The following is a 24,210-nucleotide window of genomic DNA, read 5'->3' as shown; positions in this document are numbered from 1 at the left end:
TTATAAAACCTTATTCAGACATTCTGCTGGAAAGTGATGAAACCTGCAATTCTAATCTTTTAATTTCTCTAATAATTGCATTTTTATCCATTTGCATCCAGGCAAAAACCTTTAACATGCTCACTCCCAACAAAAATACGACACTTCCCAATCCCCATTTAATCATTTCATTTGTAATATCTGTATTAAAAAACTGAACAGTACAATACACAAAAAAAGAAAATAAGATTAAAGTCATGATATTCATTAAATACATAATCCATTTATTTCTTCCTTGAAATAACCCACCTACCATTTGAAACACATTTTGTTCATCCAATTTATCATAAAACTTAGCTTCTTCTTCTGTTAAAGTTTCTTTAATTAATTTATCTATATCTTCCATTTTATTTTTCATAATTTTTGTTTTTTAATATTAATTTTAATTTTTCTCTGGCGTTGAAAAGTCTTGATTTTGCAGTTCCTACAGATATATTTAAAATATCACTTATTTCTTTTAATGAATAATCCTCAACATAAAATAACTTGATTACTGTGTGCTGATTTTGAGGAAGTTCTTTAATCGCTTTTAAAAGCATCATTTTTAATTGTTCTCTATTTTCCTCTTCGACATCTGTTAAACCTTGTTCTTCTTTATAACTTTCCAGTACATTTCTGCTTCTGTTTTTTGCTTTAATGGTATCCAAAGACTTAGTATACACAATACGCATGCCCCAGCTTCCAAAACTCTCAGGATTCTTTAAATCACATATTTTATCCATGATAACATTCCAACAATCTTGAGTAACATCCTTAGCGGTATCTGCATCCTTTAAAATATAAAATGCTTTCTCGCAAAATAATTTATGCCACCGTTTTACTAAAAACACAAGGGCTTTTTTATTACCAGATTGGTACTCTAAAACCAGTTGTTTGTCTATTTTTCGTTGTTTACTATCCATTCTTGCCAGGCAACTTATACTTTAAAGACTGTAATAGAACAAAAAGGTTCATTTTTATTTATATATATCCAATCGTTCCAAATAAACTTTCGCTAAAATCTCCTAAAGTTAATGGAAATAAAACCATATTTATTTGTTGCTATTATTATTTTTGCAGCATGTCTAGAAGAAAAGCAAAAAAACAAGTTTTTGAGCAAATTGAAGTTATTGATGCCGGTGCCAAAGGTAAAACGATAGCAAAAGCCCCAGATGGTAAAGTGATCTTTTTGTCAAATGCAGTGCCTGGTGATATAATTGATGTACAAACCTATAAAAAACGAAAAGCTTATTACGAAGGCAAAGCCACAGTGTTTCATAAATTATCAGATAAAAGAACAAAACCTGAGTGTGAGCATTTTGGAACTTGTGGAGGCTGTAAATGGCAAAACATGGCTTACGAGCATCAATTGTTTTACAAACAAAAAGAAGTCACTAATAACTTAACACGTATTGGGCATATCGAACTTCCTGAAGTCACCCCTATTCTAGGGTCTTCAAATCAATATTTCTATAGAAATAAAATGGAATTTTCTTTTAGTGACAGTCGTTGGTTAACCATAGAAGAAGTACAATCTGATGATGATTTGGGCGATAGAAATGCTCTAGGCTTTCATATTCCGGGCATGTGGGATAAAATTCTGGATATAAAAAAGTGTCATTTACAAACAGATCCTTCTAACACCATTAGAAATGCTGTTAAGCGATTTGCTATCGAAAATGAATTTGAATTTTTCAACACGCGAAATCAAACAGGCCTGTTAAGAACTATGATGGTTCGCACATCCAGTACGGGAGATATCATGGTAGTCATTCAGTTTTTTAAAGAAGACAAAACTAAACGTGAATTATTACTGGATTATATAGCTGACACATTTCCACAAATAACCTCATTACAATATGTTGTTAACGGAAAAGCAAATGATACTATTTACGACCAAGAAGTCATTTGCTACAAAGGTGCAGATCATATTTTTGAAGAAATGGAAGGTTTGAAATTTAAAATCAATGCCAAATCATTTTATCAAACTAATTCCGACCAAGCTTTTGAGTTATATCAAATCACAAGAGATTTTGCAGAATTAACTGGAGATGAGCTTGTTTACGATTTATACACTGGTACCGGAACCATAGCTCAGTTCGTTGCAAAAAAAGCCAGCAAAGTTATAGGTGTAGAATCTGTTCCGGATGCCATAACGGCTGCAAAAGAAAATGCACAATTAAATAATATAAATAACGTTGAATTCTATGTTGGTGACATGAAACAGGTTTTCAACGATGCCTTTATTCAAACACACGGACAACCGGATATTATTATAACCGATCCGCCACGTGATGGTATGCATAAAGATGTCGTGCAACAAATATTGAACATTGCTCCTAAAAAAGTAGTATATGTAAGTTGCAATAGTGCTACCCAGGCTAGGGATTTAGCTTTAATGGATACCACTTATAAAGTAACAAAAACCCAAGCAGTAGACATGTTTCCACAAACGTTTCATGTAGAAAATGTAGTGCTACTTGAAAAGCGATAAATAATATTGTTAAATCAATTAATAATTTTAAAAAGAATTGGATCTCATTTCTAAAAATGATTATATATTAGTCAGAAATAAAATTGAAAGAACAACAGGTATGTTAAGTTCTTTAAGGATCCTAACTTTAATTGATAAATAAGCAAACACATAGAAAAAGGATTGATGAGAAAAAGAAGCCTAATACTAATCGCCATAATAATATGCTATTTTAGTTGTGAACGCGACGATATTTGTCCTGAAAGTACACCTACTACTCCAAGGCTAATTATTGATCTTTATGATGCTAGTAGCCCTGATGACATAAAATTTGTTTTTGATGTGGTTGTTATAGGAATTGACGAGGAATTTAATTTACCTGACCCACTAGATGCCTACAATGAATTTATTTTATCTGATTATAATTTTGATGATACAGATGAGTTTATTCTACCATTAAAAACAGATGAAAACACCACACAATACACCCTTATTAAAGATGCTACAATAAACGATAATGATACACCTGATGATTTAACCGATGATTATATTGAAGGTAATTACGATACAATTACTATCAATTACAGTCGTGAAGAAGTTTATGTATCGAGAGCTTGCGGCTATAAAACTATTTTTAAAAACGTGACACTTAACCTAGATACAAGTGACACAGACCCATGGATACTGTCCAGACAACCCGTAAACGATAACCAATCTGTAGAAGATGAAACAGCAGCGCACTTTACCATATCTCATTAGTAGTTTTACTTGTATACTCCTTTTGTGTATATCTGTAAATGCGCAAAACGATAGTATAGCTAGTACTCCAAAAGACTCCATAAAAGTAAAATTAAAGTATGGCCTTCGAGTAGGTGGCGATATAGGTAAACTAATTCGTTCGTTTTTAGACGATGAGTATAGTGGATTTGAAATTACAGCAGATTACAGGCTAAAACAACGCCTGTATATCGCCGGTGAAATTGGTTTTGAGGAAAAAAATACTGTTAATGAGTATTTAGATATTACAACTTTAGATATTACAACTAAAGGATCTTATATTAAAGCTGGTATAGATTATAACATGTATCAAAACTGGTTAAATATGGATAACATGATTTATTCCGGTTTTCGCGTTGGAGCAAGCTCCTTTAGCCACGATTTAAACAGCTTTACTGTTTATAGTACGGATCAATACTGGGAACCTCAATTTTCTTCAAATGACAAACAGGAGTTTAGTAGTTTAACAGCTTTTTGGGCAGAACTCATTTTAGGTTTAAAAGCAGAATTATTCAATAATTTATATATTGGTTTAAATGTACAGCTTAAAATAATGGCCAGTGAAACCATTCCCGATAATTTTGAAAACGTTTATGTTCCGGGGTTTCAAAAAACTTATGACAGTAGCGGTATTGGTGTTGGATATAGCTATGCTTTATCTTATCGCATTCCGCTTTATAAGAAAGACAAATAACTATTCTTTTAGAACAATTAGTACAAAACCTATTTCATAAATTTTCTAATGCTTATTGCATTTTCAGTAGGAAAATCTTCAGGAACACTTTGAGTTACTTTACCTGTCGCCGCCCATTCTGCACCACGTTGAAGTGTTGTTATAAACCCTACACATTCCATAGAATAATCCATATGACCAAGCGTCGTGTGAAACGTTCTACCTTGTCCGTAATTTATAGCCATTAAAAGAGGCTCATGTCTATTATCTTCTCTCCCAAGTCCTGTAGCTAAAATAGTAACGTTTTCAGCTGGGCCTCTTAACTTTTCATACAATTCATCTTTAGCGTGCATCCAAGATTTTGGTAAACCTTTCATAACAGGATGTTCAGGTTCACGAATGTCAATAACAAATTCTTTTTGTGCGCCATGTGAGCCTCCTTTACCAGCAGTCGTATCTCGTTTTACAGAACCTGTGCCATCATAATAAATATAAGGACCGCTATTCTCGTCTCTACCTCCCCAACCGCCAATTCCGGTCATAGTATTAAATGCTTTCCAAGTACCCCAAGAATTATCAGCAGCATGAACAACTACTAATCCACCACCATTTTTCATATAAGCTTCAAAATTGGTTTTGGTAGCCTCATTCCAATCTGATGCTTTCCAGCCAAAATTAGAAATCACCACATCATAAGCTTCAAAATTAGGGCTGTAATTTTCATCTGGTTTTGGGGTATCAACCGCTATATGTTGTTTAGCAGATTCAATTGGATATAAATCTAAAAGCTCTTTTATGTCATCAACCCCTAAAGTTTTATTATAATGTGGTCCCTGCCAAGTATAAGTAGTACGCGCAACATCGACTTCAAACAACCCAGTTTCTTCTAAATAACTTTTCATCATCACCGTCGTTTTTGGCCATACACCATGACTATTTTCACCATCAATAATTAATGCTTTTAGTTTTGGTTTTTGAGGCGCTTCACACCCTGACAAACTTGATACAAACATTAAAGCAATAGCACAAAGCACGAAAGGTTTTTGAATTTTGAACATAAAACAATGATTAATTATAAATTTTGACTAAATATACAATTCTTAAATAAAAACACCATTAAGAATTTAAAAGAAGAAAAGCCACAAAAATATTTCTGCCCTTTACAAAATATAAAGTTTTTAACTTATGTTTGAAAATAAGTCTTAAATGTTATTTCATATTTATATTATGAACTCGTTTAAACTTTTTGGATTTAAGCGAAAATTAGAAGTTTTTAGTTCTGTTGAAGGCTTTTTTGAGTTGCATAGCAGAGTTACGGAAGGAAAAAAAGACAAAAACAGAGTTGAAAACAACAATTTTTTAGCAAATTGAAAAAGTTTAAATGAGTTCTATATCTAATTTATTAGCAATAAATGGAAAATGAATAATAATACAAAGAAAACATATATAAAAAGAATTAATATAGCTATTGATTATATTGAAAATAATTTAGATAAAGAATTATCGCTTGAGCTATTATCAAAAAAAGCTTGTTATTCTCCCTTCCATTTTCATAGACTTTTCTCATTTATAACCGGCGAAACTGTTAACTCATTTCTTAACAGAAAAAGAATAGAAAGAGTTGCAGCTATTTTGCTAGTTGGGACTACTAAATCTATATCCGAACTAGCCTTTAAATATGGTTTTAGTAGTGGTAATTCCTTTTCAAGAGCATTTAAAAAATTTTATGGTATAAGCCCCATGGAGTTTAAACATAAAGGTGAAATTAGCAAGATTGGTGTAGACATAACATCGGTTGAGAAATATATTTGTCAAATTGATAATACCTTAAATTGGATTAAAATGAATGGACAAATAGAAATAAAAGAACTTCCAGAAATGAAGTTAATCGGGATGACCCATATTGGTGAATTTGATAAAGTTGGTAGTACTTATGAGAAACTGTTAAAATGGATGACATCAAAAAATCTTATAAATTCGAAAAACCTAAAAGCAGTAACCGTTTATCATGACAACCCCAAAGTTACTAATGAAGACAAAGTACGATTAAGTACTTGCTTTACAACAAATGAAGATGTTAAAGTAGAAGGAGACGTAAAGCAAGTTCGTATTCAAAAAGGTTTTTATGTTGTAGGTTCGTTTGAAATAGCTCCAGAATCTTTTTCAAAAGCCTGGAATAGTATATGTGTTTGGATAGCAGAAAATGGATATGAATTTGAAGACGGTCATTATTTCGAACTATATCACAATGACAATAGAACGCACCCTGAACACAAGTTTATAGTAGATATCTGTATTCCTATTAAAAAACCTAATAACTATCTTAAAAACACAAAACAAGTCAATAATGGTAACTTAACACATTATAGAAAACAAATCAAAAAAGGAGATATACAAAAAGATTATAAAAAATTACTAACATATATAAAAAGGTTAAGAACGCACTTTATAAAAACATACCCTATCGATTATAAAATAGGAAGTGTTTATCAAGGAAATATGGATTTTTCATTCTTTCCTTTTACTCCAATCGCGTTGAAAAACCAAAAGTTAAAAATCGTTATTATTTTTAATCATGCAAAAATGCAATTCGAGATTTGTTTAGCAGGACGAAACAGGCAAATTCAAAAAAAGTACTGGGATATATTTAGAGACAGTGATTGGAATAAATATCATATCCCCGACACTATGGAAGGATTTTCGATTGTTGATCATATAATAATGAAAAACCCTGATTTCAATAATTTTGATGCGTTAAGTCAACATATCGAAACGGAAACCATGAAATTCATCAGAGATATTGTAGATGTTCTCGACGTTTAAAAATTAACGCCTTATTTCATATATTTCCCCTTCTTACTGCCTTCGTACATAACATATTTAACCAAACGAGATTCTAGCTTAGCATTAAACAACTGTATTTTTCGAGAAGGTCGTAAGCCCACATGTTTAAGCGCATCAAGATTAGAGGTAATAAACCAAGCCTCCGTTCCTGGATAGTTTCGTTTTAAAGTATCACCAATATCTTTATAAAACTGCTGCATATCAATATTTAAACGCTCACCATAAGGCGGATTAAATACCATATGTAGCTTTTCTTCGCCTCCCTTTTGGGTTTTAAAGAAATCTTCGTGTTTAACACTTATAAAATCTTCTAATTGGGCATTCTTTATATTGTCCTTGGTTTTTGCAACGGCACTAGGCGCCTTATCATACCCAATGATCTTATAATGAAAATCGCGCGTTTTTTTAAGAAGCGATTCCTCTATTTTTTCAAATAAATCTACATCCCAATCCTGCCAACGCTCAAAAGCAAATTCTTTACGCATCAAATTAGGTGGAATATTACAAGCTATCATAGCAGCTTCAATTAACATGGTACCACTGCCACACATCGGATCCATAAAATCGGTTTGTCCATCCCAACCCGATAACATAATCAACCCAGCCGCCAATACCTCATTAATTGGCGCTATGTTAGTAGCTGTTTTATAACCCCGTTTATGTAAGGAATCTCCCGAAGAATCTAGAGAAATAGTACATTGGCGTCTATCAATATGTACATTAATTTTTAAATCAGGAAATTTTAAATCAACATTTGGTCGCTGTCCTGCAGTATCACGAAACTTATCTACAATAGCATCTTTTGTTTTTTGAGCAATATATAACGAGTGAGAAAACAAATCGGAATGAATAGTAGCATCAATTGCCAAAGTTCCAGTAGGTTTTAAATAAGCGTCCCAATCCATAGCATAGATTTTATTATATAAATCTTTTTCGCTATTTACAATAAATGAATGAATAGGTTTTAAGATTTTAACAGCCGTACGTAAACCTAAATTAGCTTTGTACATAAAACCTTTATCACCAGAAAAACTAACGTTCCGAACACCTTTTTTAACATCTTGAGCTCCAAGTTTAGTAAGTTCGTTTGCTAATAATTCTTCAAAACCAAATAATGTTTTGGCTACCATTTTGAAATTTTCTTCCATTTTTTCCTACTACTTACTATATAAGCTTTATTAGCTTGCAAAAATAGCGTAATTTTGTGTTAAATTTATGTTAATAAGAATTAGATTAAGGAGACAGTTATACCTTTTTTAAAGAGAAAAGGTATAGCCATTTTTTATATTTATGAGTTTACTATTTACTAAAGAATAAAACAGTGTCTTGTATTATTTAAAGTACAAGAAACCACTAACAAATAATATGATAACAAATACAACAAATTGGTATACTTCTTGGTTTGACACACCATTTTACCATATTTTATATAAAGATAGGGATAACACCGAAGCACAAGCTTTTATGGATACCCTAACACATTATTTAAATATTCCTGAGTCTGGAACTATTTTAGATTTAGCTTGTGGAAAAGGAAGACATGCAGTTTACTTAAATACTTTAGGATATCATGTAACAGGTGTAGATTTAAGTGAGAATAGTATTAAATACGCCAAGCAATTTGAAAACGACACTTTACAATTTAAGGTTCATGACATGTGTAAGCCTTACAATGAGCAATTTGATGCTGTCTTTAATTTATTCACCAGTTTTGGGTATTTTGATGAAGATGAAGGCAACTTAAACACTATTAAAGCCATAAAAGCTAATTTGAATGAATTTGGTTTTGGAGTAATTGATTTTATGAATAGTGAATTTGTAATTGATAATTTAGTACCAGAAGAATTTAAAACAGTAGACGGTATCAATTTTAACTTAAAACGATACGTAGAAGGTGGTTATATTGTAAAAGATATTTCGTTTACAATAGATGATGAAAATTATAATTTTCAAGAACGAGTAAGAGCATTTACCTTAGATGATTTTAAAAAACTATTTAAAAAAGCAGACGTACATTTGTTAGATGTTTTTGGAGATTATAAATTGCGCAAGTTTAATGCTAAAACATCAGAGCGTTTAGTAATGATTTTTAAATAGCTAACAATTGCTATTAAAACCACTTTTTTGAGTATTTAATATACATGAATAATTATCTTTTTCCTTTTTACGCTGTTATTTTGGGTGTGCTTATAGCAAGTTTTACCAAAACAAAAAAATCTTGGAACACCAAACTCCTTCTTTCTTTTAGTGGTGCTTTTTTACTAGCCTTAACACTTTTTGAACTATTGCCCGAAGTTTATAATCATTTAGACACTAAGCTTACCGGGCTTTATATTATGTGCGGTATTTTACTCCAAATTGTTTTAGAGTTATTTTCTAAAGGTGCAGAACATGGCCATGTACATATACACAAAAACGAAACAGCTTTCCCTTGGTTACTATTTATTAGTTTATGCATACATAGTTTTTTAGAAGGCTTTGCTATACACGAACACAACGATATGGTTTATGGTGTATTAATACATAAAATACCCATTGCAACTATAATTAGTATGTTTTTATTCCAATCAAATTACAATAAAATACAGATAAGTATATTTCTACTTATTTTTGCATGTATGACACCTTTAGGAACTGTTATTTCACACACTTCTGAAATGGTTACTCACTATGCACATAGTATTAATGCCATTGTTATTGGTATCTTTTTCCACATCTCTACTACAATCTTATTTGAAAGCGGCGATGGACATAAATTCAATTTATCTAAATTTATTGCCATTATTCTGGGTATCGTTGTGGCTTATTTAATATAATGTTTTCTAAAGAAGAATCTCGACAGTTACGGCAAGAATTTTGGACTAGTTTCGGAAAATCATTTCCGCGAAAATGGATTTTATACGATACTAAATTAAAAGGTTTTAGCTTTAAGTTTCATTTCGACAACAAAAATGCTTTGGTGGCTCTAGACTTAGAAGACCATCTTGAAAACCGAATTAAATACTGGGAAAAACTTCAAGCTTTAAAATCTATCCTTTTAGATGACTTCTTGCCTGATGCTATTTTCGAAGAAACTTATTTTCTGGATAACGAAAAAGAAATTTCCAGAATTTATGTGCGCTTAGAACAAAAAGTATCTATCCATAACAAAAACACCTGGCAAGATGTTATGGTTTTTTTCAATAAAAACATGAATCTATTTGAAGCTTTTTTTGAAGCATATAAAGATGTTATTGAGTACTAATTAAACCGTTTTTACCATTTCATAATCATCCATCACAAAACCACTGCCAATATCTGTAACTAAAGGACCAACATTAACAAACCCAAATGCCTCATATGCTTTAATAGCTTTTACATTATTTATATTTACCGTAAGTCTGATATTTTTTAATTGATACTCCGCTGCTTTTCTTTCTACAAATAACATAGCAGCTTTACCTATCTTTTTGCCTCTATAACTACTTAAAACATAAATTTTACTTAAAAATAATGAAGTCACTTCCTTTTTCATTGAAATATAACCAATAGGCTTATTCTCATAAGTCACTAAAAAATATTCAAATCCATTTAGTACCTGTTCTTCAATTGCAATTGCAGATTGATATTTATTAAGCATATAGTCTACCTGAGGCTTTCCAACTATAGAAATATAATGTTCTCGCCAAATAACATCTGCCAATTTTGCGACTTGCGAATAATATTCTTTTGTGTTAACAACAATAAAATCAATCATATAAAGTTAAATAATAGTCAAATTAAACGATAAAAACGAAATCAATTACATATAAATACACTTTAAACATACCGTTCGTCGAAAAATTGTTTATTTCTTCTGTATTTATAGATATAATCGAAGTCCAGCTTAAAAAAAATCTCGTACTTGAAAAGTAAAAGCCAAAAATCTCACAATGAAAAGACATCTACTTTCCTTTTTTCTATGCTTTCCTATTTGCTTTTTTTCCCAAGAGCATTACGATTATTTGGGTGCTGGACATAGCAATGGTATCACTGTTACTTCCAGTAGCGAACAAAATCGTACAGATTGGACAGAAACTGCCAAAGCAGAAAACACTATTAACGGACATGGCCTAGACGCACGATTATTAGAAACAAGCCGGTTCTTAGCACAAGCAACTTTTGGAACTAATTTAGATTATATTAAAACGGTTTCTGAAAACCCATATGAAGATTGGATTGATACGCAATTTGATATCGATTCTCCTCCAATGGGGCAACTTGTTAATGATATTTACAATCAGGCTCTTGGTATTTTTGTTGCTAATGGAGGGGATCCTGATGATTATAACGGACCATATTGGCCTCATTTTCAATATGCATGGTGGCAGTCTAATATTGGAAATGAAGATTTATTAAGGCAACGAATAACCTTAGCATTGAGTGAAATTTTTGTAATCTCATGGGATTCCAACTTAAGTAGCTATGGTGTAGGTCTGGGAGATTATTACGATGTTTTAAAAAATAATGCCTTTGGAAATTTTAAAGACTTATTACAGGAAATAACGATGCACCCAATGATGGGGGCTTATTTAAGTCATTACAATAATCCTAAAAGTGATCCTGAAAGAAACATTCATCCCGATGAAAATTTTGCAAGAGAGATTATGCAATTATTCACAATTGGTTTATACGAACTTAATCAGGATGGCAGCTATGAATTAGATATAAATGGGGACAGAATTCCAACCTACGATAACGATGATATAAAAGAGTTTGCTAAAATATTTACAGGACTTGGAACCCCTGAAGTTGAAGAAAACGAATATGGCATTACCCCAGATTTTGGCGTAGGTATTTATTTTGCTAAAAAAGACATGCCTATGGTCATGTATGATGAATGGCATGAACCTGGAGAAAAAAGGTTATTGAACGGGGTTGTAGTACCTGCTGGACAATCTGGCATGCAAGATATTGATGCAACCATAGACCACCTGTTTAAACACAAAAACACAGGACCTTTTATTGCTTTGCGTTTAATTCAGCAACTGGTAAAATCGAACCCATCACCGGCTTATATATCTAGAGTTAGTAGTGTTTTTAATGACACCAAAGGGGTACGTGGCGATATGAAAGCTGTCATTAAAGCCATTTTATTAGATGAAGAAGCAAGAAGTTGCAGCTGGGTTGAGAACCCAACTAGCGGTAAATTAATCGAACCCATGATTAGATACTTTAATGCTGCTAGACAAATTGATTTAGATAACATAAATGGTGTTAACTGGAATATAGGTTATACTTTTTTTAACGATACAGGCCAAGCACCTTTAGGGTCTCCAAGCGTTTTCAATTTTTTCCTTCCAGAGTATGTTCCAAATTCTGAATTTTCAAGTGCTAATTTAAAGGCTCCAGAATTTGAAATACATACTTCTGCTACAAGCATTGCTTATTTAAATCGAGTAGACTATTGGACCAATCCCAGATATTCCTCTATGTTACGTACCTGGAATTTAGATCTTGAAAACACACCTTTAAATTTTGAGAAATTAAAATATTATGCAAAGGATGGTGAAGTATTAGTAAATATGTTAGATAAATTATTTACACGCGGACAACTTTCAGACGAAACAAAACAAATAATAGTTGATGCTGTAGAACCTATAGCGGGAAATAATCAAAACACCGATTATATGTATAATCGTGTAAAAACGGCACTTTACTTAATATTAGTAAGTCCGGATTATGTTATACTAAAATAATACAAATGACAAAACATAAAAATAATATATCAAGACGAAAATTTTTAGAGCAATCATGCGCTGCACTTGGTTATACAACGATATTCTCATCACTAATTAACTTAAAAGCCATGGCGGCAACAGCTATGAATAATTCGTCTGTTTTTTCACTGTGCGGCGACTATAAAGCTTTAGTTTGTGTAATGCTGGGTGGTGGTAACGATTCTTTTAATATGCTCATGCCAAGGGGAAATAACGAGTATAACGAATATGCTACAACACGATCGAATCTGTCCATACCACAAAATCAGATCCTACCAATTAATCCAAATACCAGTGATGGCAGAACTTTTGGGTTACATCCCTCAATGCCGGATATGCAACAATTATTCGAAAACAATAATCTGGCATTTCTTTCTAACGTAGGAACGCTTATAGAGCCTTCAACAAAAACAGATATAAAAAATGACATTGTTAAAACTCCTTTGGGCTTATTTTCACATTCAGATCAAGTTCAACAATGGCAAACAGGCAGACCCCATGAAAGGACTAATATAGGATGGGGTGGTCGAATAGCAGATTTAGTTCAATCAATGAACTCCAATCAAAACATCTCTATGAATGTATCATTAAAAGGGGGCAATACATTTCAGCGAGGGAATCAAATAATACCTTATGCTATAAAAAATAGCGGTAGTATAGGCATTAATGGCTACGACGGACAGGGTTCTTTAAATCAATTAAGAACAGAAGCTTTAAATTCCATGCTAGAACGAGATTATCAAGATATATTTAAAAATGCCTATAAAAACACTATAAAATCTTCTAACGATTCAAGTTTAGAATTTCAAACTGCTGTCGATGGCATCCCGGAATTTAGCACTATACTACCCGAGGATAATAATTTGGCCGAACAATTAAGAATGGTTGCTAAAACTATAGCAAGTAGAGATACCCTAGGTTTTTCCAGACAAACATTTTTTGTTCAAATTGGAGGTTGGGATCATCATGATGAACTTCTAATAAACCAAGCAGACAAATTAGCAGAAGTAAACGACGCTTTAAAATATTTTAATGGCGTTATGAATGAATTAAACACAAATGATTGTGTGACACTATTTAGTGTATCCGATTTTGCAAGAACACTTACATCAAACGGTAATGGTACAGACCACGCATGGGGAGGTAATGCCTTTATGATGGGCGGTGCAGTTCAAGGTAAAGAAATATATGGTGATTATCCTGTTTTAGCATTAGATAGCGATGTCGATCTTAGAAATGGTGTTATGATACCAACCACTCCCGCAGATCTATATATGGCAGAATTAGCATTATGGTTTGGAGTTCCCGCTTCAGACCTTACAACCATTTTCCCAAATTTATCTAATTTTTACGATACAAATTCAAGTACACCGCCAATAGGCTTTATGAATATGATATGATGAAAAAACAACACATATATATACTACTTATTTTTTTAGTTATTACACCAGTAATAAACGCACAATGCTATCCAGACAGGCATAGCACAAGTTGGTTCGATAACTGGGTATCTTGTGATGTATCACAAAACCCTAATTCCGCATACGGCGAAACACATTGGATCATGTATGATCTTGGATACGAATATGAATTAAAGGAAACCAAATTCTGGAATATTAACGAGCCAAAAAATCTTAATTATGGAATAAATGATTTCAATTTAGATTATTCATTAGATGGCATAACGTGGACAAATTTAGGAAGCTTTGAAATGAATCAAGCATCTGGATTATCCACATATGAAGGTGATGAAGGCCCCGATTTTGACGCTACAACGGCCAGGTACGTATTAATCACTCCTACATCTAATTTTGGTGGTGATTGCTATGGGTTAAGTGAAATGAAAATCAATATTACAGACCCTTTTATTATCGTTAAAGAAGAAGACGGATTTAATGCTTTAGTTTATCCAAACCCTTTTGTAAACAATATTAATCTTAGAATTGTATCTCTTGACGAAAATAGTCCCATAAACTATACGATATACGATATATTAGGAAGAGCTATAACCTCTAATACTGTAGATTTTATCGAAGACACAGAAACTTACGAGTTACCTCTAAATAGTAGCACACTTACAGCTGGAATTTATATTATAAATATTGAACAAAATAATAAAAAACGCTCTTTTAAAATTATAAAAAGACAATAAATAGGTTTAGTAACTTATACAGACCTGCCTGGTTTTAAAAACATAAGTGTTCGGAAGACAAAATGATATTAAACAATAATATTAAAACACCTCTTTCTTCCAATTTTTTAATGAAAAATTGAAATTCATTCTCCTCTTAAATTTAAGAGGAGAGCTGAAAAAACAAAAATTAGTGTTATATGTTGAAGTTTATACCCAAAAATATGAATTGGACTTGTTCCTCCCTTTCTAGAAGGGAGGACAATTTCGATTTATCGAAATTAGGAGGGTTAAAATATATTATAATGATGGCTATAAAAAAGTCTTCCGAACTGTAATGTTTTTAAAACCTGGCAGGTCTATACTATATATCACTAAACCTGTTTTTTTTTACGTACTTAGGGGTGCTAAATCACATAAAAGAAGATCATAAAAAAATGAAAAATAGCACCCGCTAAAACAAATAAGTGCCAAATAACATGATTAAATGGTATTTTTTCAATAGCATAAAATACGATTCCTACTGTATAGGCCACCCCTCCTCCAAATAAGAATAATAAGCCTTTACTGCCAATAGTAACAGATAAATTTGAAAAATCGAATACAATTAGCCATCCCATAACCAAATAAAGAAGTACAGAAAAAACCTCAAAACGTCCTGTAAAAAATAGTTTTAAAATAACTCCAAACACAGCAATACCCCAAACAACGTAGAAGAGCGGCCATCCTAAACTCTCATATAACGCAATTAACAAAACAGGCGTATAAGTTCCCGCTATAAGCAGATATATACTAATGTGATCTACAATCCTAAAATAGTGCTTCCACTTTGCCCCTTTAACAATATGATACGATGTAGAAGCCGTAAATAATACAATAATAGAAATACCATAAACAATAATACTAAAGAGACTCCAATTGTTTTTTTGGTTGTTAAAAGTAATAAGAAGTATTAATGCTAAAACACCAAATAATACTCCTATAGCATGTATCCCAGCATTTAGTTTTTCTTCAAAAGGACTTTGAATGCGCATTTAAGGCGACTTAGTCTTCGTAGCTAGCCATTTATTAGATAAATCGAAAAAGTCAAATTCGATAGCAGATTTTTGACGTTCTAAAAGACCACTTTGAAAGCTTCGAAGTAAAATATCTTCAATTAAATAATCTTCCTCCTCATTTATAGGGTCAAATTCCCGTTTTAATGAAATATCGAACATGCTCGCAGTCGTATTATACCAAAATGCCCGCCAACCACTACGTAGCTCTTTTACCAAATCAAATGCTGTAGTACCTGTTTGCCTGTGAATCAACTTAACTAATATTTGCCCCTCTGTACGAGTCATTTTTTTTAGCTCTTCAGAAAATTCACCCTCAATATATTTTTGAATACGTTTTGTATAACGTTTTTTTTCACGAGTTCTTTTAAGTGTTGATAAATGTCGACTCATTGAATCTAACCGCTCAGCAGCCATTTTTGCATACGGATATACCTTTAATGTCTTTCTTCTAAGGACTATATATCTAATACGCTCTTTTTTATTACCAAATCTAAGCTTATGTAAAAGTTTAACCTCTCTTAAATCTATAGATGTTCTTGGAACAGAATCACCTTTAATAATGAGATATTTTACAGCAACTGAATCCTGTGTAATATCATTTTCCTGCGCAAAAAGCAAAAAAGGAAACAGTAAGAATATGTATTTAAAAGAGTTCATCGATAAAAACAATAGCAACTTTAATATTCCAAATTTACTAATTTACACTTTCTAAAACATTTTTTTTCTATTTATATTATTATTTTAGTGCAAAATTATTTTATAAATGACTAAAAAACGCATTTTCAACAAAAAGTCGATGGACTTTTTAGAAAAATATTTAAATAATGCCTCACCTACAGGTTACGAATGGACCGGGCAAAAATTATGGATGGATTACCTAAAGCCGTATGTAGATGAATTTATAACAGACACTTACGGTACAGCAGTAGGCGTTATAAATCCCAAAGCAAAATACAAAGTTGTTATTGAAGGACATGCAGACGAAATTTCATGGTATGTAAATTATATTTCAGATAACGGATTAATTTATGTGATTAGAAATGGTGGTAGTGATCATCAAATTGCACCAAGTAAAATAGTTAATATCCACACCAAAAAAGGTATCGTAAAAGGTGTTTTTGGATGGCCAGCGATACACACGCGTAACAGAGTTAAAGAAGAAGCTCCAAAGCCAGATAACATAACCATTGATATTGGAGCAAAAGATAAAGAAGAAGTTGAGAAAATGGGAGTTCACGTAGGATGTGTTATCACCTACCCTGATGAATTTCATATTTTAAATGGCGATAAATTCGTGTGTCGTGCTTTAGATAATAGAATGGGTGGTTTTATGATTGCCGAAGTAGCTCGTTTATTAAAAGAAAATAAACAAGAGCTTCCTTTTGGTCTTTATATTACAAATGCGGTACAAGAAGAAATCGGGTTACGTGGTGCAGAAATGATTACACATACTATAAAACCAGATGTTGCAATTGTTACAGATGTCACCCACGACACGACTACACCCATGATAGAAAAGAAAAAAGAAGGACATCTTGAGATTGGTAAAGGTCCAGTAGTAGCCTACGCACCAGCAGTACAACAAAAATTACGTGATTTAATTACTGAGACTGCCGAGGATAAAAAAATACCTTTTCAGCGTTCTGCCTTATCTCGCGCAACGGGAACAGATACAGATGCTTTTGCTTATAGCAATGGTGGCGTCGCTTCAGCTTTAATTTCGTTACCGCTTCGTTATATGCATACCACTGTAGAAATGGTACATAAAGACGATGTAGAAAATGTGATTAGGTTAATTTATGAAACATTGCTTAATATAAAAGACGGTGAAACGTTTAGTTATTTTGAATAAACAATATTTCACCTAATAAATACATTAAAGTTATCCTTTCGGATAACTTTTTTATTTTAAGACCATTTTGTACTTTAAAGATGGATAAACAATCGTTTTATTATGTGTATTTCTTTCTACCAATTTTCAATAAACTTTAGTAACTTTAACCATTAAATAATTAAGCCTCTTATGCCATTACAAAACCAAAAACATTTATTTGATATCCCTCCGGAAATCACTTATTTAAACATAGCAAGTCAATCGCCTTCTTTTAAAGCCATTTATCAAGCTGGTTTAGAAGGATTAAAACAGAAAAACCTTCCTTATACAATTAAAATTTCTGACTATTTTGAACCTGTTTCTGAGCTTAAAAAATTATTTGCTCAACTTATAGAAGCAGAAGATTACAACCGTATAACTACAATTCCTTCTGCCTCTTACGGTATAGCAACAGTTGCCAATAATATTAAACTAAAACCAGGAGACGAAATTCTAATTATAGATGAGCAATTTCCAAGCAACGTATATTCATGGCAAAAATTAGCAAAAAAATATGATGCTACGTTAAAAACGGTTCACACTCCAAAGTCAAAAACCAATCGAGCTGTATTATGGAATGAAGCTATTTTAAATGCCATAAACAGTAAAACTGCCGTAGTAGCGATGGGTAATATACATTGGTCTAATGGTGCTTTATTTGATTTAAAGTCTATTAGAGAAAAAACAAAATCACAAAATGCACTTTTAATTGTAGATGGCTCTCAATCAATCGGAGCATTACCTTTTTCTGTCAAAGAACTTCAACCAGACGCACTTATTTGCGCTGGCTATAAATGGCTTTTCGGACCTTATGGCTGTGCTTATGCATATTATGGTTCTTATTTCGATAACGGCTCACCTATAGAAGAAAGTTGGATGAATAGATTGCATAGTGAAGATTTTGCAGGTTTAACTAATTATGAGTCGCAATACAAACCCTTGGCAAATCGATATTCAGTAGGAGAAAGCGGGAATTTTATTTATGTAAAAATGCAAATTGCAGCTTTAAAACAAGTTTTAGAATGGACACCAAAAGCCATACAAGACTACTGTGAATCTATTTCTTTTGAAGCCGTTAAAAAGCTAGAAAAACTGGGATGTTATATTGAAGACGCTAATTCTAGAACACATCACTTATTCGGAATTGAATTACCAAACGAATTAGACCTTCAAGCATTACAAAAAGATTTATTGAGCAAAAATATTTACGTATCTTTTAGAGGAAATTTTATTAGAATTTCTTGTCATCTGTTCAATACATCTAAAGATTTCGAGCCTCTTATGGCATGTCTGTCTAAACACTTATAAAGTTTCTAACAATGGATGAATATATAGATATCGTTACAAAAGAAGGTAAACCCACAGGTAAATCCGAATTAAAAACTATTATACACCAAAAAGGCCTCTATCATAACACGGCACATATCTGGTTTTATACTAAAAATGGTGAGATTCTACTCTCGCAACGCGCCGCAAAAAAAACAATTTGTCCGTTAATGTGGGATATATCAGTAGCCGGTCATGTAGATACAGGTGAAACTATAAAACAAGCAGCTGTAAGAGAAACCAAAGAAGAAATTGGCTTATCAATTTCTGAAAATGATTTAAAAAAAATAGGTGTTTTTGAATGTTTTCAAACTTATTCCCATGATATTATTGATAACGAATTCCATAACACATTTATTTGTGAGTTAAAAGTTACCATATCGCAACTAACCCCACAAGAGGAAGAAGTTGAAGCACTTAAATTAGTTTCTTTTGCTAATTTTAAAGAACTCATTAAAAACATTGGAAACAATGGAAATCACTTTATACCTTCCAACAAGTCATACTACGAATTGGTTTTACAAAAGATACAAGAAATTGTAAACTAAACTTTTTATTTTAAACATCATTTAAAAATGAACTTATTACTACTTGCTATTGCCCCAATATTTATAATTATTATATATATCTATTTTAAAGACAAATATGAAAAAGAACCCAAACGGTTACTTTTTTACAACGTCCTTCTAGGTGCTTTTATAAGCATTGCAATTACATCCATTTTATATTATGCATCCGATTTTATCATACCACTTCCTAACGAAACAAGTATCTTTCAACAATTCATTAAAGCATTTTTTGTTGTTGGTTTAATTGAAGAGTTTAGTAAATATGTCATTGTTCGCTATTATGCACAAAGGCATAAAGAATTTGATGAACCTTTTGATGGCATTATTTATGCCGTAATGGTATCTATGGGTTTTGCTGCCACCGAAAATATTCTTTATGTATTACATGGAGGATATCAAACAGCTTTAATAAGGGCTTTTACAGCAGTTCCTGCACATGCCACATTTGGTGTTTTAATGGGTTATTTTATGGGTAAAGCCAAGTTTTCTAATAACAAAATTAGTTTAAACCTTATTGGTCTATTAGCTGCTACCATGTTTCATGGAGCTTACGATTTTTTCTTGTTTATTGATTTTGTGCCAGGTATATGGATAGGGGCTTTTATATCACTTTTTATTGGAATCTTTTTTTCTCAAAAAGCCATCAAACACCATCAAAAAAATTCAAATTTTAATGTTTAATTCCTTATTTAGAAATGATGATTAATATCATATATTATGTAATCCCTTTTTAATATTTTTAACTGTCTCAACATCAGTTATTATCTTTACACAAAAAGAAAATGATGTGCAAAAATTCTTATATTTACTGCTAATTTATTCAAGATAATGATGAGCAAAACTTTTAAAGCATCTGTTAATAATACTTTTAATTTTGAAATTAAAAATGGTGATATTTCAAATCTTGACGCTTTGAAAATTTCAGAATCGGAATATCATATTATTGAGCAAAACAAATCGTATAAAGCTGAAATTACAAGAGCAGATTTTAATAAAAAATCGTACGACATAAAGGTTAATAATAACACTTATCATATAAATATTCTAAACGATTTAGACACTTTAATAAAAGACATGGGATTTGCCATTGGATCTGCTAAACATATAGAATCTGTAGAAGCACCAATGCCCGGCCTTATTTTGGAAATTAATGTAAAGACCAATCAAGATGTGAAAGAAGGCGACCCGCTTTTAATTCTGGAAGCCATGAAAATGGAAAATATCATTACATCTCCAAGAGACGGAATTATCAAATCCATTTCTGTAAACAAAGGAGATGCCGTTGAAAAAAAACAGCTACTAATCGAATTTGAAGCATAATACGCATTTATTAATAACTGCATATTAAAAATTATAAAACATAGTTTTTATACATATAAGTACATTAAACATATGAGTATTCATAGCCTATTTTATTTATTATGAAAAAAATACTAATAGCAAATAGAGGTGAAATTGCCATAAGAGTTATGAAAACGGCCCAAAAGATGGGTATAAAAACAGTTGCCGTATATTCTACCGCCGATAGAAATGCACCCCATGTAAAATTTGCAGATGAAGCCGTATGCATTGGCGAACCACCATCTAACCAATCTTATCTTAAAAGTGATAAAATTATTGAGGTCGCTAAAAAACTCAATGTAGACGGTGTACATCCTGGGTATGGTTTTTTAAGTGAAAATGCCGATTTTGCAGAGTTATGCGAAAAAAATAACATCATTTTCATTGGTCCGCGGTCTAAAGCCATTAAAATCATGGGAAGTAAATTAGCTGCAAAAGAAGCTGTTAAACACTATAAAATTACTATGGTTCCCGGAATTGATGAGGCAATTACCGATGTTACCAAAGCTAAAATCATTGCAAAAAAAATAGGATTTCCAATACTTATTAAAGCTTCGGCAGGTGGTGGTGGAAAAGGTATGCGAATTGTAGAAAAAGAAACCGATTTGGAATCTCAAATGAATCGGGCTATTAGCGAAGCAACTTCTGCTTTTGGCGATGGCTCAGTTTTTATTGAAAAATATGTGACCTCGCCACGCCATATAGAAATTCAAATAATGGCAGATAGTCATGGTAATATATTACATTTTTTCGAACGAGAATGTAGTATACAACGTCGTCATCAAAAAGTAGTTGAAGAAGCACCATCATCCGTTTTAACCCCAGCATTGAGAAAAAAAATGGGGGAAGCTGCTATTAAAGTTGCCAAATCCTGTGATTATTTAGGTGCAGGAACTGTTGAGTTTTTATTAGATGCAGATCATAACTTCTATTTCTTGGAAATGAATACCAGATTACAAGTAGAACACCCCGTTTCTGAATTAATTTCTGGTGTCGATTTGGTAGAACTTCAAATACTTATAGCCCGCGGTGAAGCCCTCAATATAAAACAAGAAGATTTAAAAATTAATGGACATGCACTTGAATTACGTGTGTATGCCGAAGATCCTTTAAACGATTTTTTACCAAGTGTCGGACATTTAGATGTTTATACACTTCCAACAGGTGATGGCATTCGTGTTGATAATGGTTTTGAACAAGGTATGGACATTCCTATTTATTACGACCCTATGCTTTCTAAATTGATTACCTATGGAAAAACGAGAGAGGAAGCCATTCAACTTATGATAAAAGCCATTGAAAACTATCATGTAGAAGGCGTACAAACAACTTTGCCTTTCGGGAAATATGTTTGTGAGCATGAAGCTTTTCGTTCTGGAAATTTTGACACGCATTTTGTTAAAAATTATTATTCCCCAGAAGCTCTTAAGAAACAAACAGAAAAAGAAGCAAAAATTGCTGCTTTAATTGCAGTTAAACAATATATTGAAGATCAAAAATTATTAAGAATACCCTAAAAGTTTGCAGTATTCAGTAGCAGTTTGCAGTTAGTTTAATTGAAAAGCAGGTTAAAAATTCAGAATTAATAAAACTTCGCATTTTTGCGACTTAGCTAGAAGAAAGACATGGACTCAAAAGAAGACAAAATAAACAAACTAAACAAACGTATTGCTTTAGCCCATTTAGGCGGTGGACAAAAACGCATTGATAAACAACATGCAAAAAAGAAACTCACAGCAAGAGAACGTGTCAACTATTTAATGGATGAAGGTTCTTTTGAAGAGATTGGGGTTTTAGTAACTCATAGAACCACAGATTTTGGTATGGAAAACGAAATCTATTATGGTGATGGTGTAATTACTGGTTACGGAACTGTAAATGGTAGATTGGTTTACGTATATGCTCAGGATTTCACAGTTTTTGGCGGTGCTTTATCAGAAACCCATGCCGAAAAAATATGCAAAACCATGGACTTAGCTGTTAAAGTTGGAGCACCAATTATTGGATTAAACGATTCAGGTGGAGCACGCATTCAAGAAGGAGTCCGGTCACTTGGTGGTTACGCAGATATATTTTACAGAAACGTGCAATCTTCTGGAGTTATACCACAAATCTCTGCCATAATGGGCCCCTGTGCTGGTGGAGCTGTCTATTCGCCTGCTATGACCGATTTTACCCTAATGGTAGAAAACACCAGCTATATGTTTGTAACAGGTCCTAATGTTGTTAAAACAGTTACCAACGAAGAAGTAACTAGCGAAGAATTGGGTGGTGCCTATACACATGCCTCAAAATCTGGTGTTGCACATAAAACGTCGACAAATGATATTTCATGCTTAGAAGACATCAAAACACTCTTAAGTTACTTGCCTCAAAATAATACAGAAACGACTCAAAAACTAGATTTTGAGTTGAAAGATGAAGTAAGGGATATTTTATCAGATATTGTACCAGACAATCCTAATAAACCATACGATATGCATGCTGTAATAGCAGGTATTATTGATGAAGACTCTTTTTATGAAATTCACAAAGATTATGCAGAAAATATTATTGTTGGTTTCGCAAGACTTGGCGGACGAAGCATTGGTATTATTGCCAACCAACCTATGTTTTTGGCTGGTGTGTTAGGAGTAAAAAGTTCAAAAAAGGCGGCTCGTTTTACACGATTCTGTGATTGTTTTAATATTCCTCTATTGGTATTGGTTGATGTGCCCGGCTTTTTACCGGGAACCGATCAAGAGTGGAATGGCATTATTGTTCATGGTGCAAAGCTACTATACGCTTTAAGTGAAGCTACTGTACCTCGCGTAACTGTTATTACAAGAAAAGCTTATGGGGGTGCTTATGACGTTATGAATTCTAAACACATTGGAGCCGATTTAAATTATGCATGGCCAGGGGCAGAAATTGCCGTTATGGGAGCAAAAGGTGCCAGTGAAATTATTTTTAAAAGAGATATTGCAGCAGCAGATAATCCTGCTGAAAAATTAGCAGAAAAAGAGGCCGAATATGCAGATAAATTTGCTAATCCGTATAGAGCTGCAAGACGTGGATTTATTGATGAAGTTATTTTACCTAAAAACACACGAAGAAAACTTATTAAAGCATTTTCTATGTTAGAAAACAAGCAGGTTGATACGCCTAAAAGAAAACACGGAAATATACCTTTATAAATAAAAATTTCTTAAAATCAACTAACAATACCTGTTTTCCAATAGGCAGTCCACAGAAATGACAATATTCTAAGGCACATTCATAAATAAGAAAACCCTTGTAAATATGAGGGTTTTGTTGTAAATTAAGGAAACCAAAAACCCCGAAATCAGCTATGACGAGCCAAAAACGGGGTTTTCTTTTTTCCTTGACTATGAAATTACAAAGATTTT

Annotated in this window: 25 protein-coding genes; 18 read left to right on the top strand and 7 right to left on the bottom strand. The window is 32.5% G+C overall.

The features are described 5' to 3' along the window. Positions 1 to 10 precede the first annotated feature (10 nt). Positions 11 to 397 carry a DUF6768 family protein gene (locus tag Q4Q35_RS18680; RefSeq protein ID WP_303279546.1) on the bottom strand — a complete coding sequence of 129 codons (387 nt, stop codon included), beginning with the start codon at positions 395 to 397 and terminating at the stop codon, positions 11 to 13. Then, a complete protein-coding gene (locus tag Q4Q35_RS18675) occupies positions 387 to 941 on the bottom strand; it encodes an RNA polymerase sigma factor (RefSeq protein ID WP_303279545.1) in 555 nt (184 codons plus the stop codon). Before Q4Q35_RS18675 ends, Q4Q35_RS18680 begins: the two co-directional genes overlap by 11 nt. Positions 942 to 1,099: 158 nt before the next feature. Between Q4Q35_RS18675 and rlmD the strand changes: the two genes are divergently transcribed. The 3 genes from rlmD (at position 1,100) to Q4Q35_RS18660 (ending at position 3,962) form a co-directional block, all read left to right on the top strand. Further along, entirely contained in the window at positions 1,100 to 2,512 is a 1,413-nt protein-coding gene (gene rlmD, locus Q4Q35_RS18670) for a 23S rRNA (uracil(1939)-C(5))-methyltransferase RlmD (RefSeq protein ID WP_303279544.1), read from the top strand. A 165-nt stretch (positions 2,513 to 2,677) separates the two neighbouring features. Then, positions 2,678 to 3,250: a DUF6452 family protein gene (locus tag Q4Q35_RS18665; protein WP_303279543.1), complete on the top strand. Its 573-nt coding sequence runs from the start codon at positions 2,678 to 2,680 to the stop codon at positions 3,248 to 3,250. Further along, on the top strand, positions 3,216 to 3,962 hold the full coding sequence (locus Q4Q35_RS18660) for a DUF6048 family protein (protein WP_303279542.1): 747 nt from the start codon (positions 3,216 to 3,218) through the stop codon (positions 3,960 to 3,962). The genes Q4Q35_RS18665 and Q4Q35_RS18660 overlap by 35 nt, the downstream gene beginning before the upstream one ends. A 29-nt stretch (positions 3,963 to 3,991) precedes the next feature. Here the strand turns inward: Q4Q35_RS18660 and Q4Q35_RS18655 are convergent, their stop codons facing one another. Then, on the bottom strand, positions 3,992 to 4,999 hold the full coding sequence (locus tag Q4Q35_RS18655; protein ID WP_303279541.1) for a ThuA domain-containing protein: 1,008 nt from the start codon (positions 4,997 to 4,999) through the stop codon (positions 3,992 to 3,994). A 169-nt stretch (positions 5,000 to 5,168) separates the two neighbouring features. On the opposite strand from Q4Q35_RS18655, the gene Q4Q35_RS18650 reads away from it, so the two are divergent. Both Q4Q35_RS18650 and Q4Q35_RS18645 read left to right on the top strand, forming a co-directional pair. Further along, positions 5,169 to 5,312: a hypothetical protein gene (locus Q4Q35_RS18650; protein WP_303279540.1), complete on the top strand. Its 144-nt coding sequence runs from the start codon at positions 5,169 to 5,171 to the stop codon at positions 5,310 to 5,312. 48 nt (positions 5,313 to 5,360) lie between these two features. After that, positions 5,361 to 6,764: an AraC family transcriptional regulator gene (locus Q4Q35_RS18645; RefSeq protein WP_303279539.1), complete on the top strand. Its 1,404-nt coding sequence runs from the start codon at positions 5,361 to 5,363 to the stop codon at positions 6,762 to 6,764. Between the two features lie 11 nt (positions 6,765 to 6,775). Here the strand turns inward: Q4Q35_RS18645 and Q4Q35_RS18640 are convergent, their stop codons facing one another. Next, the gene (locus Q4Q35_RS18640; protein ID WP_303279538.1) at positions 6,776 to 7,933 is read right to left on the bottom strand and encodes a THUMP domain-containing class I SAM-dependent RNA methyltransferase; all 1,158 of its coding nucleotides are present in this window, start codon (positions 7,931 to 7,933) and stop codon (positions 6,776 to 6,778) included. Between the two features lie 217 nt (positions 7,934 to 8,150). Here Q4Q35_RS18640 and Q4Q35_RS18635 point away from each other — a divergent pair, with 217 nt between their 5' ends. From Q4Q35_RS18635 to Q4Q35_RS18625, 3 genes are read left to right on the top strand one after another with little or no spacing between them, the layout of a single operon-like run. Further along, entirely contained in the window at positions 8,151 to 8,882 is a 732-nt protein-coding gene (locus tag Q4Q35_RS18635; RefSeq protein ID WP_303279537.1) for a class I SAM-dependent methyltransferase, read from the top strand. Positions 8,883 to 8,926: 44 nt separating this feature from the next. Beyond that, entirely contained in the window at positions 8,927 to 9,601 is a 675-nt protein-coding gene (locus Q4Q35_RS18630) for a ZIP family metal transporter (protein WP_303279536.1), read from the top strand. After that, positions 9,601 to 10,029: a DUF4268 domain-containing protein gene (locus Q4Q35_RS18625; protein ID WP_303279535.1), complete on the top strand. Its 429-nt coding sequence runs from the start codon at positions 9,601 to 9,603 to the stop codon at positions 10,027 to 10,029. Before Q4Q35_RS18630 ends, Q4Q35_RS18625 begins: the two co-directional genes overlap by 1 nt. Here Q4Q35_RS18625 and Q4Q35_RS18620 read toward each other — a convergent pair whose 3' ends face one another. Next, complete coding sequence (locus Q4Q35_RS18620) at positions 10,030 to 10,521, bottom strand: GNAT family N-acetyltransferase (RefSeq protein WP_303279534.1); 492 nt, start codon at positions 10,519 to 10,521, stop codon at positions 10,030 to 10,032. 175 nt (positions 10,522 to 10,696) lie between these two features. On the opposite strand from Q4Q35_RS18620, the gene Q4Q35_RS18615 reads away from it, so the two are divergent. From Q4Q35_RS18615 to Q4Q35_RS18605, 3 genes are read left to right on the top strand one after another with little or no spacing between them, the layout of a single operon-like run. After that, the gene (locus Q4Q35_RS18615; protein ID WP_303279533.1) at positions 10,697 to 12,502 is read left to right on the top strand and encodes a DUF1800 domain-containing protein; all 1,806 of its coding nucleotides are present in this window, start codon (positions 10,697 to 10,699) and stop codon (positions 12,500 to 12,502) included. A gap of 5 nt (positions 12,503 to 12,507) precedes the next feature. Beyond that, on the top strand, positions 12,508 to 13,923 hold the full coding sequence (locus Q4Q35_RS18610; RefSeq protein WP_303279532.1) for a DUF1501 domain-containing protein: 1,416 nt from the start codon (positions 12,508 to 12,510) through the stop codon (positions 13,921 to 13,923). Further along, complete coding sequence (locus tag Q4Q35_RS18605) at positions 13,920 to 14,675, top strand: T9SS type A sorting domain-containing protein (RefSeq protein ID WP_303279531.1); 756 nt, start codon at positions 13,920 to 13,922, stop codon at positions 14,673 to 14,675. Before Q4Q35_RS18610 ends, Q4Q35_RS18605 begins: the two co-directional genes overlap by 4 nt. Positions 14,676 to 15,061: 386 nt before the next feature. Here Q4Q35_RS18605 and trhA read toward each other — a convergent pair whose 3' ends face one another. Both trhA and Q4Q35_RS18595 read right to left on the bottom strand, forming a co-directional pair. Next, positions 15,062 to 15,688, bottom strand: a complete 627-nt coding sequence (trhA, locus tag Q4Q35_RS18600) for a PAQR family membrane homeostasis protein TrhA (RefSeq protein WP_303279530.1) — start codon at positions 15,686 to 15,688, stop codon at positions 15,062 to 15,064. Further along, on the bottom strand, positions 15,689 to 16,369 hold the full coding sequence (locus Q4Q35_RS18595) for a DUF4294 domain-containing protein (protein WP_303279529.1): 681 nt from the start codon (positions 16,367 to 16,369) through the stop codon (positions 15,689 to 15,691). A 106-nt stretch (positions 16,370 to 16,475) separates the two neighbouring features. Between Q4Q35_RS18595 and Q4Q35_RS18590 the strand changes: the two genes are divergently transcribed. From Q4Q35_RS18590 to Q4Q35_RS18560, 7 genes are all read left to right on the top strand, one after another. Then, positions 16,476 to 17,564, top strand: a complete 1,089-nt coding sequence (locus Q4Q35_RS18590) for a M42 family metallopeptidase (RefSeq protein ID WP_303279528.1) — start codon at positions 16,476 to 16,478, stop codon at positions 17,562 to 17,564. Positions 17,565 to 17,735: 171 nt separating this feature from the next. After that, the gene (locus Q4Q35_RS18585; RefSeq protein ID WP_303279527.1) at positions 17,736 to 18,893 is read left to right on the top strand and encodes an aminotransferase class V-fold PLP-dependent enzyme; all 1,158 of its coding nucleotides are present in this window, start codon (positions 17,736 to 17,738) and stop codon (positions 18,891 to 18,893) included. Between the two features lie 11 nt (positions 18,894 to 18,904). Then, positions 18,905 to 19,459, top strand: a complete 555-nt coding sequence (locus tag Q4Q35_RS18580; RefSeq protein WP_303279526.1) for an NUDIX hydrolase — start codon at positions 18,905 to 18,907, stop codon at positions 19,457 to 19,459. Between the two features lie 27 nt (positions 19,460 to 19,486). After that, the gene (locus tag Q4Q35_RS18575) at positions 19,487 to 20,161 is read left to right on the top strand and encodes a PrsW family intramembrane metalloprotease (RefSeq protein WP_303279525.1); all 675 of its coding nucleotides are present in this window, start codon (positions 19,487 to 19,489) and stop codon (positions 20,159 to 20,161) included. A gap of 147 nt (positions 20,162 to 20,308) precedes the next feature. Further along, positions 20,309 to 20,800, top strand: coding sequence for an acyl-CoA carboxylase biotin carboxyl carrier protein subunit (locus Q4Q35_RS18570; protein ID WP_367892757.1), 492 nt, complete (start codon positions 20,309 to 20,311; stop codon positions 20,798 to 20,800). 101 nt (positions 20,801 to 20,901) lie between these two features. Beyond that, positions 20,902 to 22,338, top strand: a complete 1,437-nt coding sequence (gene accC, locus Q4Q35_RS18565; RefSeq protein WP_303279524.1) for an acetyl-CoA carboxylase biotin carboxylase subunit — start codon at positions 20,902 to 20,904, stop codon at positions 22,336 to 22,338. Between the two features lie 108 nt (positions 22,339 to 22,446). Then, positions 22,447 to 23,997: an acyl-CoA carboxylase subunit beta gene (locus Q4Q35_RS18560; RefSeq protein WP_303279523.1), complete on the top strand. Its 1,551-nt coding sequence runs from the start codon at positions 22,447 to 22,449 to the stop codon at positions 23,995 to 23,997. The last annotated feature ends 213 nt before the right edge of the window (positions 23,998 to 24,210 follow it).

Source organism: Flavivirga aquimarina (assembly GCF_030540835.1).
GTDB lineage: Bacteria > Bacteroidota > Bacteroidia > Flavobacteriales > Flavobacteriaceae > Flavivirga > Flavivirga aquimarina.
The sequence above is the reverse complement of the archived record's forward strand: the minus strand, read 5'-3'. Positions and strand labels throughout refer to the sequence as shown.